Annotated in this window: 17 protein-coding genes; all 17 read left to right on the forward strand. The window is 45.1% G+C overall.

Annotated elements, in window-relative coordinates; translation table 11 throughout:
- The first annotated feature begins 6 nt into the window (after window positions 1-6).
- Window positions 7-426 (forward strand): GtrA family protein, encoded by a 420-nt coding sequence (locus tag VNZ60_RS06570; RefSeq protein WP_325657620.1) that lies wholly within the window; start codon window positions 7-9, stop codon window positions 424-426.
- Entirely contained in the window at window positions 423-1295 is an 873-nt protein-coding gene (locus tag VNZ60_RS06575) for a class I SAM-dependent methyltransferase (RefSeq protein ID WP_325657621.1), read from the forward strand. The genes VNZ60_RS06570 and VNZ60_RS06575 overlap by 4 nt, the downstream gene beginning before the upstream one ends.
- Window positions 1292-2431, forward strand: a complete 1140-nt coding sequence (rffA, locus tag VNZ60_RS06580; RefSeq protein WP_325657622.1) for a dTDP-4-amino-4,6-dideoxygalactose transaminase — start codon at window positions 1292-1294, stop codon at window positions 2429-2431. The genes VNZ60_RS06575 and rffA overlap by 4 nt, the downstream gene beginning before the upstream one ends.
- 228 nt (window positions 2432-2659) lie before the next feature.
- On the forward strand, window positions 2660-4426 hold the full coding sequence (locus VNZ60_RS06585; protein WP_325657623.1) for a hypothetical protein: 1767 nt from the start codon (window positions 2660-2662) through the stop codon (window positions 4424-4426).
- 251 nt (window positions 4427-4677) lie between these two features.
- The gene (locus VNZ60_RS06590; RefSeq protein WP_325657624.1) at window positions 4678-6162 is read left to right on the forward strand and encodes a flippase; all 1485 of its coding nucleotides are present in this window, start codon (window positions 4678-4680) and stop codon (window positions 6160-6162) included.
- Window positions 6159-7100, forward strand: a complete 942-nt coding sequence (locus VNZ60_RS06595; RefSeq protein WP_325657625.1) for a glycosyltransferase family 2 protein — start codon at window positions 6159-6161, stop codon at window positions 7098-7100. Before VNZ60_RS06590 ends, VNZ60_RS06595 begins: the two co-directional genes overlap by 4 nt.
- Before the next feature lies 1 nt (window position 7101).
- Window positions 7102-8436, forward strand: a complete 1335-nt coding sequence (locus VNZ60_RS06600; RefSeq protein ID WP_325657626.1) for a hypothetical protein — start codon at window positions 7102-7104, stop codon at window positions 8434-8436.
- Window positions 8437-9585, forward strand: coding sequence for a glycosyltransferase (locus VNZ60_RS06605; RefSeq protein ID WP_325657627.1), 1149 nt, complete (start codon window positions 8437-8439; stop codon window positions 9583-9585). It begins immediately after the preceding gene.
- 61 nt (window positions 9586-9646) lie between these two features.
- Window positions 9647-10873 (forward strand): glycosyltransferase family 4 protein, encoded by a 1227-nt coding sequence (locus VNZ60_RS06610; RefSeq protein WP_325657628.1) that lies wholly within the window; start codon window positions 9647-9649, stop codon window positions 10871-10873.
- 71 nt (window positions 10874-10944) lie between these two features.
- Window positions 10945-11799, forward strand: coding sequence for a dTDP-4-dehydrorhamnose reductase family protein (locus VNZ60_RS06615; RefSeq protein ID WP_325657629.1), 855 nt, complete (start codon window positions 10945-10947; stop codon window positions 11797-11799).
- A 14-nt stretch (window positions 11800-11813) separates the two neighbouring features.
- Entirely contained in the window at window positions 11814-12824 is a 1011-nt protein-coding gene (locus VNZ60_RS06620) for a polysaccharide biosynthesis protein (RefSeq protein WP_325657630.1), read from the forward strand.
- The gene (wecB, locus tag VNZ60_RS06625) at window positions 12817-13941 is read left to right on the forward strand and encodes a non-hydrolyzing UDP-N-acetylglucosamine 2-epimerase (RefSeq protein WP_325657631.1); all 1125 of its coding nucleotides are present in this window, start codon (window positions 12817-12819) and stop codon (window positions 13939-13941) included. Before VNZ60_RS06620 ends, wecB begins: the two co-directional genes overlap by 8 nt.
- A gap of 64 nt (window positions 13942-14005) precedes the next feature.
- Entirely contained in the window at window positions 14006-14944 is a 939-nt protein-coding gene (locus VNZ60_RS06630; RefSeq protein ID WP_325657632.1) for a UDP-glucose 4-epimerase family protein, read from the forward strand.
- Between the two features lie 11 nt (window positions 14945-14955).
- Window positions 14956-15516 (forward strand): sugar transferase, encoded by a 561-nt coding sequence (locus VNZ60_RS06635; RefSeq protein WP_325657633.1) that lies wholly within the window; start codon window positions 14956-14958, stop codon window positions 15514-15516.
- A gap of 13 nt (window positions 15517-15529) precedes the next feature.
- Complete coding sequence (locus tag VNZ60_RS06640) at window positions 15530-17464, forward strand: polysaccharide biosynthesis protein (protein WP_325657634.1); 1935 nt, start codon at window positions 15530-15532, stop codon at window positions 17462-17464.
- A gap of 29 nt (window positions 17465-17493) precedes the next feature.
- Entirely contained in the window at window positions 17494-17865 is a 372-nt protein-coding gene (locus tag VNZ60_RS06645; protein WP_325657635.1) for an H-NS histone family protein, read from the forward strand.
- 356 nt (window positions 17866-18221) lie between these two features.
- The coding region (locus VNZ60_RS06650) for a phosphomannomutase/phosphoglucomutase (RefSeq protein ID WP_325657636.1) at window positions 18222-19340 on the forward strand (1119 nt) is incomplete at its 3' end.

The raw sequence follows: 19340 nt of genomic DNA on the forward strand, positions 1-19340 counted from the left end.
TCGCTCGTGACCACCACCGAAATCTATAGATCGGCTAAACAGCTCCTTCGATATGGACTGGTCGGCATCGTAAGTAACTTAGCGGGGTATTTGCTCTTCTTGCTTATTACATATTGGGGTGTTGAACCCAAAATAGCAATGACCCTATTGTACGTAGTAGGTGCAACCATCGGTTTTTTTGGGAATCGGCAATGGGCCTTTGCTTACAAAGGGACTTTACTGGGGGCTGGTGCCAGATATTTTATTGCCCACATATTTGGATATCTGATCAATTTTCTTATCTTGCTGACGTTTGTCGACAGGCTTGGCTATTCCCATCGATGGGTTCAGGCTGGAGCGATAATCGTGGTGGCGGGATTTCTTTTCGTCGCTTTCAAGTATTTTGTTTTCCCAAAAGCTGAAAGTTGTATTAGAGGTAGTGAATGAAAAAATGTCTCGCCTGCAGCGCAGTCTTTCCATCGCCAGATTCTTGTTGCTTGGTCTGTGGTACTGGGCCGGAAATGCAGGAGGGCTTTCTTGCGTACGCTCCTGCATTGGCTCAAGGGGGTGGTGGATTCAAGGCAGCTTACTTTGCTGAACTAGCCCGCCTCGAAGCTGGGCATTTTTGGTTTCGCGCTCGTAACCGCTTAATCATTTGGGCGCTGGGAAAATATTGCTCTAAATTTAGCTCTTTTCTTGAGATTGGTTGTGGCACCGGATATGTGTTATCCGGCATCGCCAACGCCTTTCCCGACGCACAACTTCACGGTAGTGAAATATTTACTGCTGGACTAGTTTTCGCCGCGGCGAGGCAGCCAACAATCGATTTTATGCAAATGGACGGCAGGTATATTCCATTTGTCGATGAATTCGATTCCATCGGTGCGTTTGATGTTTTGGAGCATATTGAAGAAGACGAGCAAGTTTTGGGGCAGATGCACAGTGCATTGAAGCTAGGTGGCGTCATGTTATTGACGGTACCGCAGCACGCCTGGTTGTGGAGTCCGGTTGACGATTATGCCTGCCATATGCGTCGTTATTCTGCCAAAGAGATTCATGCAAAAGTCGAAGATGCAGGCTTTAAGATCCTGCGCAGCACGTCATTTGTATCAAGCTTGCTTCCAGCATTGTTTACCTCCCGTTTGGTGCAAAAGTTATCGACAAAAAAAAATGTGGATCCTACCGCTGAGCTTAGGATTTCCCCTTGGCTTAACCGTATATTCGAAAAATTGCTAGATGCAGAAATTGTCATGATTCAAAAAGGCATCAATTTGCCGGTGGGCGGCTCCCGACTTATCGTAGCGAGAAAAATATGATGAATATCCCCTTCAACAAACCCTACATGACTGGCAAAGAGCTGTTTTATATTGCCGAGGCGCATTTTAATCATAAGCTGGCTGGTGATGGTCCCTTCACCAAGCGTTGTCATGCTTGGCTAGAAGAACGCAGTGGTTGTGCAAAGGCATTGCTGACCCATTCCTGTACTGCAGCCTTGGAGATGGCAGCGCTGCTACTGGACATAGAAACCGGTGATGAGGTAATCATGCCATCGTATACCTTCGTTTCCACGGCCAATGCCTTCGTGCTACGCGGAGCGGTACCGGTGTTTGTGGATGTGAGGGAAGATACGCTTAATCTGGATGAGCGTCTAATCGAGTCCGCCATCACATCTCGTACACGGGCGATTGTGCCAGTGCATTACGCAGGTGTGGCGTGCGAAATGGATACGATCATGAGTATTGCCAAGCGCCATGGGCTGAAAGTAGTGGAGGATGCCGCTCAAGGAGTCATGGCGAGTTATAAGGGGCGTGCATTAGGTAGCATAGGTGACCTGGGTGCGTACAGTTTTCACGAAACTAAGAACGTAATCTCAGGTGAAGGTGGTAGCTTGCTAGTGAACGATTCTGACCTGGCATTACGCTCAGAGATCATCCGCGAGAAAGGCACTGACCGCAGCCGCTTTTTCCGCGGCGAAGTGGATAAATACACTTGGCAGGAGGTGGGTTCATCGTTTTTGCCGGGTGAAATTATTGCAGCCTTCCTGTGGGCGCAACTTGAGGAGGCGGACAGGATTACTCAACAGCGTCTAGCAAGTTGGCAGCAGTATCACAACCTCCTGGAGCCGTTGGACGCGAAAGGCCTTTTGCGCCGTCCGATTGTGCCGGAAGACTGTCAGCACAACGCGCATATGTACTACGTGCTGCTCTCTCCTGAAATTGATCGCCAAAAAATTCTCAACGAATTAAAACGCAACGATATTGGGGCGGTATTCCATTACGTGCCGCTGCATTCATCCCCAGCCGGCCAAAACTTTGGCAGAGCGCATGGTGAACTTGCGATTACCAACTCGGTGTCGGAAAGATTGATTCGTTTACCTCTATGGGCTGGCCTGGCGGTGGCCCAACAGGGCAAGGTTGCCGAGGTTTTGAGCGGTGCGCTAATCGGCGATTAGCCGCAGGGGCATCGGTTCTAGTCTAAGCAAGTATCGAATCGGCATCTATAATTTGATTTTGGGGATTTGAAAATACCGTCGCAAGTTGCCAGTGGCTTCATACCGCTTGCTGTCACGCTATCCATTCATTGTCGGTTGAGGATTGAACTCACTCCCCCAATTATGCATACGCCGAAGCAATCGGTTGGGCATTATCCGTCTGTTATCCCTAATTTGCTGGAGAGTCATTTGGAGCACATAAATATAAAACGTCCCTTCTTTTCTAAAGTTGGAAACTTCAATCTTGCAATGACTTTCGAAATCGCTGTCGCAATGGGAGTAGTACTAGCCGTACTTTTTCTGACATGGCGTCGCCTTTTTTACGGTGTGGATTTTACTGACGAAGCCTTTTACATTGCACTTCCATATCGTTTCTCACTGGGCGATATTCCATTAAAAGATGAGCAGAATCTTGCCCAGTTGGCAGGCGTGCTTGTCATGCCTTTCACACGGATTTTTTTGTATTTCCAGGGAAATACGGATGGCATCGTCTTATTTTCAAGGCATCTTCATTTTGTCTTTACTGTGTTGGTTGGTTCGAGTGTTTTTATTGCTACACAACGGACTTTGCGTTGGTCGGTTGCGCTTATGGTGTCCGTCATCTGTGTTGTGTTTGTCCCTTTTAATATTCATGGGCTTAGTTACAACACAATGGGCTGCGGGTTTCTAACGATGGGATGCTTTTTGGGTATGGTCGATCAAGATCGGGATTCGGTATCTCGGTGGGCCTATTTTTTTTCGGGGATGTGTCACTGTCTGGCGATTTTGGTCTATCCAACCTTGCTAGCACCCGTATGTGTATATGCGATAGTTGTCCTATTTAATAGCAACTATCTGCGAGTGCAACGGGTGAATTATGTCCGCGGAGGATTATTGGCCGCAATGATTCCGTTGGCGCTGGTATTGCGGGCTGGAGTAGGATCGCTAAGCTCTATAGTCGATTATTTCAGATCCGTGGGGGTGCAAGGAGGTGGGTGGGGAAAGTTAGTGGATGTCATTGTCAATTTTTATCTACAGTCACCGCATGTAAACATCTTATTGACAGGCATGGGAATTCTTGCGATTTGGCATTTTTTTAAGCCGCGATGGATGCGCTTTGTTCTTCCTTTACTCCCTTTCTTGCTGGTTTTCTGTGCAGTAAGCACTGATGGTACGGAGTCGCTTTACTTCGTCGTTGCTAATGGTACGGCGTCGCTTTACTTCGTCGTTGGAATAAGCTTACTCGGCCCATTTGTCTATCCTTTCGTCGCCCATGACAAGTTTGGAGGAGGAGTCTTCAGGCTTATCTGGTGGCCATCTTTTATAGGCGGTTTAGTCACTGCTTGGTCGAGTAGCAATGGTACGGCAAACGGGGCTATCGGCATGTTTCCTGCCGCGCTGGCTTCAACCATACTCATCATCCGCGCATTGCAGTTAATGCCGAGTGTTTCCAAGATCATGCATGCATCGCGAAATGTGATGATGATGGCCACGCCGGCGCTGATAATCGCACCGTTACTTATCGGAGGGTATGTTGATGTTTATGGAGAACCCGTGCCGTTGACTTCCAAGCTTCTCACGGAGCGCGTTGCCACCGGGCCTTACCGCGGTATTAAAACTACTGAGCAAAAGAATGTTTTGATAAATAAATTTTCTCAAGATCTCGCATTGCTTGTGAGACCAAATGACACGATCCTCTTTTTCAGCGATTTCCCCGCCGGTTATCTCTTCACTAATGCTCGTCCAGTTGCCAATACCATATGGCTATCGTCGCTTGGCCCCAAACCACCTGATCTGACTTCTACGATCAAGTTCTATCAAAAAAATGGGATCAAACCCAGCTTGGTTTTTTTGTTAAAAAAATCACGCGACCCTAGTGGCCTGCTTTTTAATATGGTTAAAGGGAATGGGTATCGGAAAATTTTTGACAGTGAGTCCTACGATGTTTATCGAACGCAGGAAAAGACAAAATCATGAATCTGAGTCAATTTTAACTTCCTCAATGAAGTGCGATCCAATGGATTCATCAGACTCAATTTGAATTAACTATACTCATGTCGCATAGACGCTGGCATAAATCAATGCGTCTTTGTTTTTCTCTTGTTGCCAGTGCTCGATAAAATCTATAAGCACACTGTCAAGGTTGAGTGGCATTTTTATTCACGTCCCTAATGGCGCTGAGATGGTACTGAGTAGTAATTATCGATATTGACGGAACTTTCATTCATATGCTTATTCGAAACACGTTTTACAATTTATTAGGCTTGGGACTGCCGCTGCTGGTTGCGATCGGTTCCATGCCAGTGCTTATTCACCATCTGGGAGATGCGCGTTTTGGTGTCCTCACGCTTATCTGGGCGGTAGTCAGTTACTTCGGATTGTTCGATTTGGGCCTTGGTCGCGCACTCACGCAGCAGCTATCTGTTTTGATCGCTGAGAAACGTGAGGATGATATTCCACCGTTGGCATATACCAGCCTTTTGCTCCTGACCGGATTAGGGGTGTTTGCCGGCGTGCTAATGTGGTGGGGCGCGACATGGGGGGCTCACCGTATTTCTTATAGCGGCGATATTACTGAAATCGTCGGTTCCATCCGCGTGATGGCTGTGGCTATGCCGTTCATCGTGCTTACATCAGGCTTAAGGGGCATCTTGGAAGCCAAGTTGGCCTTCGGCATCATCAATTTGATTCGCCTGCCCATGGGTATTTTTACCTTCATCGGCCCGGTAATGGTCGTGCTTTGGTATAAAAACGACCTGGTTGCGATCACGGCAGTACTGACAGTAGGTAGGATTATCGCCTGTCTGGTCCATGGCTATTATGCTGCACGTAGTTTGCCAGGAATGTTTGGAAACAGGCGCTATCGCCCGGAATTGGTCAAAACGCTACTGGTGTCCGGTGGCTGGATGACGGTCAGCAACATCGTCAGTCCTTTAATGGGGTATTTGGATCGCTTTCTGATAGGGGCAACAATTTCAGCTGCCGCAGTAGCCTATTATGTGACGCCAAACGAAATGCTCACTAAACTATGGATTATTCCTGGCGCCTTGACTGCTGTGTTGTTTCCAAGATTCGCTAGCAACCTTATCGAAAATAGTCAGGATTCGGCATTGTTGTTCAAAAAAGCAGTCTTGACATTACTTCTGGTAATTTACCCATTAACATTGTTTACCGATGTCTACGCCAAAGAGATTTTGCAAATATGGATTAATCCGACATTTGCTGAAAAAAGCTATGTTTTAATGCAAATATTTTCCTTTGGAATTTTAATCAACTGCCTCGCACATATCCCCTTTACTCTTATTCAAGGAGCGGGGAAAGCCAAAACCACCGCCTTTATTCATACAGCAGAATTGCCGTTCTTTGCGCTCGTATTATGGTTATGTGCAACGCATTTTGGATTGATTGGTGCAGCATTTGCCTGGTTGGTACGAATCCTGATTGATACCGTCATCATGTTTGTTCAGGCAGGAAAAATCATTGATGTAAGAAGAACCGTTAATCAGCCGCAAATATTAATTTTTCTTTTTGCATTCGTCACGCTGTCATTTTCTATTGGTTATATTTCATCGGAATTCATTAAGGCGGCTCTGTTTTTAGTTTCCAATGTAATATTGTTTTCATATAGCTGGCGATTTCTTGTCGATAGAAATGAACGTATATCGATTATTGCAAAAGTATCTTCCAAGCTACATTTTTATGGTGTTAAATGAATAAAATTTATCCGCTCGTGTCGATTGTAACCCCTACCTACAATCAAGCAGAATATTTGGCCGAGACTATTGAAAGTGTTCTGGCGCAAGATTACCCAAATATTGAATACATTGTGTTGGATGACGGCTCAACAGATCACACCCGCGATGTCTTGAAGAAATATGATGGAAGATTGCACTGGGAAAGCCAGGAAAACATGGGGCAGGCGAAGACTCTTAATAAAGGATGGGAAATAGGGAGCGGATTTTATATCGGCTATCTGAGTTCCGATGATATTTTATATCCCGGCGCTATTTCAAAACTGGTGAATATTTTGGAGTCGAATTCTGATGTTTCTGTTGTTTATCCTAATTGCCATTTAATAAATCCGCGTTCACAAATAATTAAAAAGAACGTGAGCCGCAAATTTGACTTTGAAAGTCTAGTCATCAGGCAGGAATGCTACATTGGGCCCGGGGCTCTGTTTCGGAAGGACTTATTTAACAAAGTAGGTGGTTGGAGATCGGATTTAAAGCTTGCACCTGACCGTGAGTTCTGGATGAGGGTTGGAATGTATGGGCATTTTGAAATGATTGACGAGCCGTTGGCGGGCTACAGAATGCACCCTAAATCTATTTCTTATTATGAAAAAAGACCAGAAATTGCGCAGGAGTATCTGGCAGTTTTGGACGATTTTTTTTCAAAAAAAGATATATCGACAAATATTTTATCGCGAAAAAATGAAGCATACTCTAACGCATTGTTAATTGTGGCTCGTTCTCACTTTCGTAGCAATGATTTTAGGGGGGGGATTAAAAAATACCGGGAGGCGATTGCAATTTATCCGGAAAATAAATCCGTCAAAACGATTATTAGCTTGATTCGAACTAGCATAAGTAAACCAGTTCGTCGCCTTCTGTGGATATTTCAATTGCTACGGATGAAAGCAAAAATATAATATGGCGATTTCAACGTCGTTTAAAAACTTGATTAAATTATTTTTGCCGATAATATTTTTCGAATTTTATTTAAATCTCTCAGTATTTTTGTTTGCATTTGGACCTTGGCCATGGCCTGTCACCAATCCGGTTGAGCTGTATGCCTATCTTTTGAGTGCGCATTTCCTGTTATTTTTAGGTTATTACTCGGGATTAAAAAAAGCAATTCGAAAACCGATAATGGTAAATAATAAAGAAATAAATTGGCTAAAAATATCGTTGATTGCCAATATATTATTATTGGTGCCAACTAGTTATTCGAGATCAGGTTCTATTATTCCGGATATTTTGTTTGGCTTAAGTTCACCTGGTGAAGCATATCAAAATGCTGTGGAAAGAAGTTTTTCAGGTGGCATATGGGTGGCAATTGAGTATCTGCGGATATTAATTTCTCCGATTCTTGCGTTTACTTTTCCATTTATCATTGCTACCTGGCGGGACAGAACAAAATTTGAAAGAATTGCTTGCGTATTTATAGTTTTTTTCAATATTGCTATATATGTTTCTATAGGTACAAATAAAGCTATAGTCGACACGGTCTTATTATTTCCCTGGTTGATCGCTCTTGCAATAATTTCCGGGAATTTGATTTTGACGAAGAGGCGGACGATTTATCTTTCATCAGCCGGTTTGGGTGGATTATTTTTGGCCTTCCTTTTTTTTGGTTATGGCCAAATCAACAGAGGTGGTGGAGTGGCAAGCGGAAGAAACTTTGGGCCGCCAATAAATATTGATGCTGATAGCACGAATTGGCTTACAGCTTCTCTCCCAGATATGTATCAAATATACGTTGAGTCGCTTATTCGTTATTTATGTCAAGGCTATTATGCTTTATCGAGAGCTTTGCTTTTGGATTTCGATACAACATTTGGTGTAGGTCATTCAATGTTTCTTGTGAGAAATGTAGAGTCACTTTTAGGTATTACAGACCTGGCTTCAAGATCATATCCGGCAAGACTGGAGCAAGCGGAAGATTGGGGAATGCTGACCTTATGGGATTCAATATATCCCTGGATTGCTTCGGATGTTGGTTTTTTTGGGGCGCTATTGATAGTATTTTTGATAGGCAGATATTTTGCCATGACTTGGATTTACTCTATTCGTGACGCAGATAAAATTTCCATTTTGTTATTTAGTTATTTTATAATAATTTTGCTGTATTTTCCTGCAAACAACCAATTGATGCAAAACGGTGAGTCCTGCATTGGTTTTTATTTCACCTTCATTATTTGGATCTTTAAAATATCCAATTTTAATATTAAAATTCCTGCAAGAACATTGATTGATGCAAAGTAAATGAACAAAAAAGTATTGATTCTAGTTGACTGGTATCTGCCTGGATATAAGGGTGGCGGTCAAATCAAGGCTGTGGAATACATTGTCTCAAATTTAAAGGAACGGTTTGATTTTTATATTTTATGTCGAGACCACGACTTCGATGGAGTGGTTTATCCTGATCTAGAGAAAAACAAATGGCTGAAATTTGACAACGTTCATATTAAATATCTTTCAAATAAAAATAAGCCCTACATCGTGAGTGTTGTTGATGAAATTCGGCTAAATATTTGGGATGTCATTTATATGAATAGTTTTTTTAGCTTTTTTTTCTCAATCCTTCCATGTGCATATCTCAATTTTCTGGGCGGCGTTGAAAGAAATATCATTCTCGCACCGCGCGGTGAGTTTTCCACCGGCGCTCTAGGTATAAAAAAAGCAAAAAAATATTTTTTTATAATTTTTTCAAGAATAATTAATCTTCATAAAGAAATAACTTGGCATGTTTCTACCGAATTGGAAAAGGACGATGTTCAAAAATGTTTTCCTCGCGCTAAAGTCCATATTGCGCGGGAACTTCTTCCAGTCGCGATTCAGTCGAATGAAATTGGCATTGAGAAACATGTGGGAACATTAAAACTCCTGTTTTTGTCAAGAGTTACAAATAAAAAAGGATTAGACTACGCGTTGAAAGTACTTGGAACAATAAAATCTGGTTGCGTTGAACTAGATATTTATGGACCGATAGAAGATAAAAAATATTGGAGCGAATGCGAAATTCTTATTGAGACGCTCCCTGAAAATATCGTTGTTAAATATTGCGGTGAATTGCCGCACAATAAAATAAAAGATGTGATTCCACGCTATCACTTGCTTTTTTTTCCGACATTAGGAGAAAATTTCGGTTATGTTATTATTGAAACATTACTTTCTTGTCGTCCAGTTTTAATTAGTGATAGAACTCCATGGCGAGATCTCGCGGAAAATAAGGTTGGGTATGATATTTCTTTAGACGAATTAAATTTATTTGCAGAAAAAATTAAAGAATTCATAGGCATGGATCAAATTGAATTTGATAAATATATTGTAAATGTAAATACTTATGCAGATAAATATGTGGAAAATCAAAGGTCTATTGTGGAGGATAATATTAGGCTGTTTTCAGAATGAATAATTTAACTGTAATTTTTATTATGCTATTTTATAGATGTCAAATCGAAAGAGAACAGTATTGAATATTCTTGTGTTTAGCCAATACTTTTGGCCGGAGAATTTTCGTATAAATGACCTGGTTAAGGCCTTGATGGCAAAAGGTGTAACTGTCGATGTCGTGACCGGACAGCCGAATTATCCGGATGGTCATGTATTTGATGGTTATCGCGCTGGAGCGTTTACCAAACATAGCTGGAGTGATGCTACGGTATACCGATTGCCTCTGATCCCCCGAGGACGGGGCTCGGCAGTGCAACTGATATGCAATTATTTGTCATTCGTGCTGAGCGGTATCTTGTTAGCGCCATTTGCGCTTCGGCGCAAGCGGGTTGATGTTGTATTTGTCTATGCGATTTCACCGATATTGCAGGCGATTCCGGCAATAGTACTGAAGTGGATCAAGGGCGCAAAGTTGGTAATCTGGGTACAGGATTTGTGGCCGGAAAGCCTGGAGGCTACCGGTTTCGTGCGCAACCGCTGGATATTGGCTATGGTGGGGGTTGTGGTACGTTGGATTTATCGCCAAGCCGATTTGATTTTAGTACAATCGGAAGCTTTTGTGGAACCGGTAGCAGCCTTGGCGGATCGTAAGAAGATCTGTTATTACCCGAATTCTGCAGACGATGTCTTCTCGTCATCATCGGTGTCCGAAAATTGTCCAATTGATGGACTTAACGATGGATTTTCTGTCGTTTTCGCAGGTAACTTGGGCTCGGCGCAATCAGTTGAAACGATTATTGAGGCGGCGGCTCTATTACAAGATGCTCCTGACATACGCATATTTCTGGTGGGTGATGGCAGTCGTGCTGACTGGGTGCACGACGAAATTCAAATGCGTGGCTTGAAAAATGTCGTAATGGCAGGACGGCATAGCCTTGAGTCGATGCCAGCCATACTGAGCGGCTCTGGCGCGCTGCTGGTAACGTTAAGAGATGAACCGATTTTTTATCACACGGTACCCAGCAAGGTCCAAGCGTACTTGGCGATGGGGCGTCCTATTATTGCCTGCGTGAACGGTGAGGGGGCACGAATTATAATGGAGGCGGATGCAGGGATTAGTTGCCCTGCCGAGGATGCAGCTTCCTTGGCTGTTGCCATTAAGCAGTTGTCAAATATGACTACTGAAGAAAGAAAGCGCCTTGGTGAAAATGGGCAGCGTTATTTCCAGACGCATTACGACAGCGGCATGCTTACACAAACCCTAATTTCTCATTTTGAGAATTTAATTGCGTCTGGTCGGGATTAAACGCGAAGTGAGTAAGGGGAGATTGATGCTCCGCCTTATGTGAACGGACAAATGGTAACAAGGAAATTTTTATGAAAATTTTGGTTTTGGGTGTGTCCGGGATGTTGGGAAATACCGTCTTTCGCTATTTTTCGGAGGACGGTAGATATCAGGTTTCCGGTTCTGCTCGAACTGGCGGCGTACGGCGATCATTTCCGCAATCGTTGGCAGAAAAAATTCTAGTGGGTGTAGATGTCGAAAATCAGGATTCCCTTGCTTTGCTATTTTCAAAAGTGAAGCCTGACGTTGTGATCAACTGTATCGGTTTGATTAAGCAGCTCGCCGAGGCAAACGATCCACTTCAGGCTATTCCGATTAATGCACTGTTACCACATCGACTAGCTCGTCTATGTGAGATTGCGGGTGCGAGACTTGTTCATGTCAGCACTGACTGCGTTTTTTCTGGTGCACAAGGCAATTACAAAGAACTTGATATTTCAGATGCAAAAGATTTATACGGACGATCAAAGTATCTGGGTGAAGTCGATTACCCACACACTATTACCCTGCGCACGTCAATCATAGGGCATGAGTTGCATAGTGCGAACGGTTTGGTTGGCTGGTTCCTGGCACAACAAGGCACAGTGAAAGGGTACACGAAAGCTATTTTTTCAGGATTGCCTACAGTTGAACTGGCACATATTATCCGCGACGTTGTGTTGCCGCGTTCCGAGTTGTCAGGTTTGTATCATGTTGCGTCACAGCCAATTTCGAAATTTGACTTGCTTGAGTTGGTTGCTGGGATATACAAGAAAGAAATTGAAATAACGCCGGACGCACAGTTTTCTATTGATCGTTCATTGAACGCCGATAAATTCCGAGCAGCCTCAGGTTACATTGCCCCAACTTGGCCTGAGCTAGTGAAAAAGATGTCTGATTTTAAATAATGGTGGAGTGTAAGATGTTTAAAAACAAAGTATTGATGATAACCGGCGGTACTGGTTCTTTTGGTAATGCGGTATTGAAACGTTTTTTGTCGACAGATGTGTCTGAAATTAGAATTTTCAGCCGCGATGAAAAAAAGCAGGAAGACATGCGGATTGCGCTGAATAATCCCAAGTTGAAATTTTATATTGGCGATGTTCGGAATTACGACAGTGTTCATGAAGCCATGAAAGGCGTGAATTATGTTTTTCATGCTGCAGCATTGAAGCAGGTTCCATCTTGTGAGTTTTACCCGATGGAAGCTGTTCGCACTAATGTACTCGGCACAGAAAATGTGTTGAATGCGACCGTGGCTAGCAATGTGGCGCGTTTAGTCGTGCTAAGTACTGACAAGGCAGTATATCCAATTAATGCTATGGGAATATCCAAGGCCATGATGGAAAAATTAATGGTGGCAAAATCAAGGATGCGATCCCCAGGTGAGACAGTAATATGCGCGACGCGATATGGCAATGTGATGGCTTCACGAGGTTCTGTTATTCCTTTATTTGTTAGTCAATTAAAGGATGGAAAGCCGCTGACAATCACGGATCCACATATGACTCGTTTCCTGATGTCCTTGGAAGACTCCGTCGATTTGGTTTTGCATGCTTTCGAACATGGGGAACAAGGCGATATTTTCATACAAAAGGCACCTGCTTCAACCGTTGAGGATCTTGCGATTGCCTTGAAGGAAGTTTTTTCTAAAGACAATCCTATTCGTGTAATAGGTACGCGACATGGTGAAAAATTATATGAATCTTTGGTGTCTCGTGAGGAAATGGCAAAGGCCGAGGACATGGGGCGCTATTTCCGAATACCTGCAGATAATCGTGATCTTAATTACAATAAATATTTTGTCGAAGGCGAAACCAAGATTTCCGAAATCGATGACTACACTTCACATAACACTGAGCGGCTTACGGTGCCTCAGGTAAAGAATATTTTATTGAATTTGGATTTTATAAAAGAGCAATTGAATGCGTAAAGTAATGACTATAGTCGGGACGCGTCCGGAACTTATTAAAATGAGCCGCGTCATCGCAGAATTGGAAAAACATACCCAGCATATATTAGTTCATACAGGTCAAAATTATGACTATGAGTTGAATCAGGTTTTTTTTGATGATCTCGAAATTCGCAAACCAGATTATTTTCTGAATGCTGCTGGGGCAAATGCTGCGCAAACAATTGCGCAGGTCATCATGAAGGCGGATGAGGTTTTTGAGATTGAGAAACCGGATGCGCTATTGCTCTATGGCGATACCAATTCCTGCTTGTCAATTATTGCTGCGAAGCGCCGTAAAATTCCGGTCTTTCATATGGAAGCAGGAAATCGCTGTTTTGATCAGCGCGTGCCTGAAGAGCTTAATCGGAAGGTATTGGATCATTTGTCCGATATCAATATGGTACTGACTGAACATGCGCGTCGTTATCTGATCGCGGAAGGAATCAGAGCGGAAACAATCATCAAAACTGGCTCACACATGCGGGAGGTGCTCGATTTTTATATGCCAAAAATTATGCAGTCTGATGTCATTTCACGCTTGTCATTAAACACCAAAGAATTCTTTTTAGTTAGTGCACATCGGGAGGAGAATGTTGATTCTCCAGAGGCGTTGCGGGATTTGCTCGATACACTCGATGCATTGGTGAATAAATACAATTATCCAGTCCTTGTTTCCACGCATCCAAGGACATTGAAGCGTTTAGAGGAAATCGGCTATGGCTCGATGGATAAAAGAATTATTTTTTCAAAACCATTTGGCTTTGTAGACTATATCAAGCTGCAGATGGAGGCATTTTGCGTACTTTCCGACAGCGGCACCATTACCGAAGAAACGTCATTGTTGAATTTGTCGGCAGTCACTATACGCAATACCCATGAACGTCCGGAAGGCATGGATGTTGGAACTTTGATCATGTGCGGCTTGAAGAAAGAACGCGTGATCGAGGCTATTGAAATAGTTACTTCCCAATATCGCAAAAACCCATCCGCTGTTCTGCCTGTCGCCGATTATGAGAATCCATACGTGTCGAAGCAAGTGCTCAGGGTTGTTGCTAGCTATATTGATTATATTAATCGTGTTACTTGGTCAAAATAATAAGCGCAGAATTCGTTTAATTCTGCACACCTTTACTATGTTTTTATTAAGACTAAAATTTTGAATGACTAAAATTCTTGTGACGGGTGCAAATGGTTTTGTAGGAAGTGCTCTTTGTGACACATTACATGCGCGGGGCATCAATTTTTTGCCGGCCGTACGCCAAGCCAGGCAGGATAGGCAATTTGCAGTTGGTGATTTAAGTGGTAGTACAAAATGGGCAGATGCCTTAGCCGGATGTGATGTCGTTATACATTTGGCTGCGCGTGTTCATGTAATGAATGATAAGTCAAATAATCCACTTGCGGCTTTTCGAGCGGTGAACGTTGATGCAACAATGAATTTGGCGAGGCAGGCAGTTCAGAGCGGCGTCAAACGTTTTATTTTCATCAGTAGCGTCAAGGTGAATGGGGAAGAAACCTCTGGCAAGCCCTTTACCGCTTTCGATAAACCCATGCCAATTGATCCTTATGGACAGTCAAAGCTTGAAGCGGAAATTGCACTTAGAGAGTTGTCGCATTTCACAGGCCTTGAGGTTGTCATCGTTCGTCCACCGCTGGTGTATGGTCCGGGGGTGCGTGCAAATTTTCGTCGATTGATGCAACTCGTCAGATTGAGTGTACCCTTGCCTTTAGGGGCTATTCACAACTATAGAAGCATGGTGTCTCTGGATAATCTTGTTGATTTGTTGGTAGTCTGCAGTCAACATCCAGATGCAGCGAATCAAACTTTTATGGTATCCGATGATTGTGATGTAAGTACTACGGTTTTGTTACGTATGTTGTCCGATGCCATGGGCAGAAGATCGTTGTTGTTACCGGTTCCATCGAAATTAATTTATGGCGCTGCTGCACTGATAGGTAAATCTGCAGTTGCCGATAGATTACTGGGATCTTTGCAAGTTGATATTACTCATACCAAGACGGCGCTACAATGGCGGCCAGCAACTACTATGCAGGAATCTTTAATAAAAACAGTTGCACATTTTCTGAATCAACATTGACCGGCGCTTGAATGAAAAGAATATTTGATTTTAGTTTGGCGTTACTGGCGACGGTAGTATTATTGGTCCCCACGGTATTAGTTGGATTGTTCGTAAGATTTACCTCCCAAGGCCCGGTAATTTATTGGTCTGACAGAGTGGGCCGGAAAAACAAAATTTTCAAGATGCCGAAATTTCGGACAATGCTGATCGATACGCCAGCGGTGGCGACCCATTTATTGCCTGATCCCGCGAAGTGTTTGACCCCAATCGGATCTTTTTTACGGAAATCTAGTCTGGATGAGTTGCCGCAATTGTGGAGTATTCTTCAAGGTGATATGAGTTTTGTAGGGCCGCGTCCGGCATTGTTCAATCAAGAGGATTTGATTGCTTTACGTACCCAACATGGCGTGCATGAGCTTGTACCTGGTTTGACTGGATGGGCGCAAATTAATGGACGTGATGAATTACCGATTCCTGAAAAAGTGAAACTTGATGTTGAATATTTGCAAAAGCAATCGTTTTTTCTCGACATTAAAATTATTTTCCTGACTTTTTTGAAAGTCATACGCAGAGATGGAATTATCCATTGATTGAAATATTCATATGAATTTATTTCTGAACTTTCCAAGGTTGCAGAAACAGCTTATTGCGGCTACTTTGGATTTGATATTTTTGCCGCTCACATTTTGCCTGGCAATCTGGTTGCGCTATGACGTTGTAAGCCATTCTTTACTATTCCAATACGCTATATTGATTGTTGCGGTGCCACTGGTTTCAATTCCAATTTTTATTAGATTGGGCCTTTACCGCGCCGTCATCCGTTTCATTGACCATAAAATTGTATATGTTGTGGTGCTCGGGGTAACGTTGTCAGTCATAACGTTGGGGGCATTGGGGACGTTTACACAAACGTCCGGCTATTCTCGTGGAGTGTTTGGTATCTACTGGATTACTGCAATTTTGTACGTGGCGGCCAGTCGCTTTATAGCTAGGGGTTTTTTGGTGCGTGTCAGCGCCGCTGCTGGGTCCGTCCGTGTGGCAATCTACGGTGCAGGGCAGGCGGGATCGCAGTTGGCCAGTGCACTACGTGCCAGCCACGAATATTTACCAATGGTATTTATCGATGACAAAAAAGAACTGCATCGGGCGACTATCGCGGGTATCAAGGTGTGTAGTCCCGATGACATAGCTGCTGCTATTGCACGATACGACATCAAGGAAGTATTGCTGGCTATGCCATCGCAGACCAAAGCCCAGCAAAAACACGTTCTTGATCGGCTGGAGCCGCTGAAGGTCAAAATTAAAGTAACGCCGCCGATCAAGAGTTTGATCACTGGTGAGTTACGCGTGCAGGATATACGTGAGATCGAGATCGAGGATCTGTTGGGGCGTGATCAGGTTGATCCGAACCCGGAGTTGATTTCTGCCTGCATCGTCGACAAATCGGTGCTGGTGACGGGGGCAGGTGGATCGATTGGGTCTGAGCTGTGCCGTCAGATTATCCGGCAACGGCCATCGCGATTGATTTTGCTTGAAATGTCGGAGTTCGGCCTGTATGCGATTGAGCAGGAATTGAGCGAGTTGCAACGAAGTCTGGGCCTCAGCATTGAATTATTGCCGTTCCTGGGGTCCGTACTGGAAACTGAGAAGTGCACGCGGATCATGCGTACCTTTTCCGTCGAAACGGTGTATCACGCCGCCGCTTACAAGCACGTGCCGCTAGTTGAGCATAACCCGATCGAGGGTATTAGGAATAATGTGTTTGGCACGCTGAGTGTAGCCAAGGCCGCGATGGCTGCTGGCGTCAAATCGTTTGTACTGATTTCGACCGACAAGGCAGTGCGACCTACTAATGTGATGGGTTCTACCAAGCGTTTCGCGGAGTTGATATTGCAGGCATTTTCCCGTATGCAAGCGAAATCACCGTCGCGCACGCGGTTCTGCATGGTACGTTTTGGGAATGTGTTGGGATCGTCGGGATCGGTGGTGCCTCTGTTTCGCAAGCAGATTATGGCAGGGGGGCCAATTACGCTGACCCACCCGGAGATTACACGTTATTTCATGACGATTCCCGAAGCGGCGCAATTGGTGTTGCAGGCTGGCGCAATGGGGGAAGGTGGCGACGTCTTTGTGCTGGATATGGGTGATCCGGTAAAGATTGTCGATCTGGCTAAGCGGATGGTGCATTTGAGCGGGCTTGAAGTGCTATCTGAAACTACGCCTGACGGTACCATCGAAATTAATCATGTCGGTTTGCGTCCCGGTGAAAAATTGTATGAAGAATTGCTGATTGGCGAGAACGTCGAAGGAACTGAGCACCCTCTTATCATGCGTGCACAGGAAGTGGAGATTCCGTGGACGGTATTGCAGGATCTGCTCGCTAAGCTGGAAGCTGCCTGTGACAGATTTGATTATGAAGAAGTGCGTGCCATGTTGTTGCGCACAGTGGCAGAATATGTGCCGCAATGCGGGATTGAGGATTTGATTTGGCGCGCCCAGGGGCAGGTGATTGAGCCGCGTGATGCGAGATTGCATTAGTGTACATCGGCCTTAATGTAGATTTATAAGTGGGCGTTGCAAATGCAGTTTTCAATGAAATTTCACTTAATGGAGGAAGTATGGATTTATCAGGTCTGACAGTTGCCCAGTTGCGCGCACTGCAAGAGCAGGTCAAGCAGGCTTTAAAGGATAGAGAGCACGAAGAGCTGTCGAAAGCGCGTGAACAGATTCTGGCAATTGCACAAAGCGCTGGTATCTCGTTGCAAGATTTGCTGGGCGGGCAATCACGTAGCAAGAGTAGCGCGACAAAAGTTAAAGTAGCGGTGCGCTATCGCCACCCTTCGGATGCGTCGTTGCAATGGACTGGCCGTGGTCGCCAGCCGAAATGGATACAAGAGTGGGTTTCGTCGGGTAAAACGCTGGATGCGTTGCGCGTATAAATAAGATACCGATTTGGTCGCGCTATTTATTCTTTGATTGCTTTTGAACTCATAACGTTGCTTAAATTGGGGGGCTGATCAAGAGCGCATGTTGAGGGGCATGCATGGCGTTCGAATTGGCTTTGCGGATTACCGGGTTTATGGAAATTAATACTTACTTACTTACTTCGTTCGGACTGAGCGATCGGTGTCCATTTCAACGCGAACCCGGGTGCGACCGGACAAGCCGGCTGAGATAAAGTCAGCGTTAACTCGACGGTATTTTGCATTGTGTACGTCACGCAGCGGCGAATCGCCAACAACAACTGAGTTCACGCTCCCTGCATTGTTCTTTTTCATCAATACGAATCACAACCGTGCTCCCACTTCAAAATTCCATATTCAAAGCTTATGACATCCGCGGCATTGTCGGCAAAACGCTGGATGCCGGCATCGCGCGTCAAATCGGTCTGGCGTTCGGCAATGCCGCACGCGCTAAAGGTGAAAACACAGTTGTCATCGGGCGCGATGGACGTTTGTCTGGCCCCGAATTGAGCGCCGCACTGGCGGCCGGAATACAAGCAGCCAGCGTGGATGTGATTGATCTGGGGATGGTCGTCACGCCGATGGTTTATTTTGCTACCCATGTGCTTGGCGCCCAATCCGGCGTGATGGTGACCGGTAGCCATAATCCACCTGACTACAACGGTTTCAAAATGGTGTTGGCTGGTGAAGCGATTCATGGCGAGACGATACAGGCGCTGTATCAGAAAATCGTCAATGCCAGCACTGGGCCAGCGCTGGCTCAGGCTGGAACTTACCGGACTCACGACATCAGGAATGCTTATCTCGAACGCATCCTGAGCGACGTCAAACTGGCGCGGCCCATGAAGATCGTGCTGGATTGCGGCAACGGCGTTGCCGGCGCCTTTGCCGGCGACTTGTATCGCGCACTTGGATGTGAGGTGCAAGAGTTGTTTTGCGAAGTCGACGGGACGTTTCCCAACCATCATCCCGACCCGGCCCATCCCGAGAATCTGCAGGATGTGATTCGCGCCCTGCAAACCGGCGATGCTGAACTTGGCCTGGCCTTCGATGGCGACGGCGATCGCCTCGGCGTGGTCACCAAAGACGGCCAGATCATTTATCCGGATCGTCAGCTGATGTTGTTTGCCGCCGACGTGCTGACCCGGCATCCCGGCCAGCAAATCCTGTACGACGTCAAATGCACGCGCCATCTGGCGCCATGGATCGCCAAACACGGCGGCAAGCCGTTGATGTGGAAGACCGGCCATTCGCTGGTGAAGGCCAAGATGCGTGAAACCGGAGCGCCGCTAGGCGGCGAGATGAGCGGACACGTGTTTTTCAAGGATCGCTGGTACGGCTTTGACGATGGCTTGTATGCAGGCGTCCGTCTGCTGGAGCTGCTGAGCCGCGAAAGCGATCCGTCGGCGCTGCTCAATGCATTACCGCAATCGATCAGTACGCCCGAATTG

Origin of the sequence: Collimonas sp., assembly GCF_035566375.1 — a bacterium.
Taxonomy (GTDB): domain Bacteria; phylum Pseudomonadota; class Gammaproteobacteria; order Burkholderiales; family Burkholderiaceae_D; genus Collimonas.